Below are 237 nucleotides of genomic sequence, written 5' to 3'. Positions count from 1 at the left end.
AGGAAAACGGAGATCAGGTGGAGACGACGCCCTCGACGGCCTCCAGCTCGAAGGCCGCCTTCATCAGCGCCTGGGTGTAGGCCTCGGCGGGGGCGTCGAAGATCTGGCTGGCGGGGCCCTGCTCCACCACCCGGCCGTCGCGCATGACGATGACCTCGTCGGCCAGGGCGCGCACCACCTTCAGGTCGTGGCTGATGAAGAGGTAGGCCAGCTGGTGGCGCTCTTGCAGCTCGCGCA

1 pseudogene is annotated in these 237 nt (G+C 68.4%); it reads right to left on the bottom strand.

The annotated features are described in order from the left end of the window. Nucleotides 1–13: 13 nt before the first annotated feature. Nucleotides 14–237: pseudogene (locus tag SB754_RS22900) on the bottom strand (ABC transporter ATP-binding protein); the annotation flags it as partial.

The sequence above is a fragment of the Leifsonia sp. SIMBA_070 genome (genome assembly GCF_046534635.1).
GTDB lineage: Bacteria > Actinomycetota > Actinomycetes > Actinomycetales > Microbacteriaceae > Leifsonia.
This window is presented reverse-complemented; position numbering and strand designations above follow the sequence as displayed.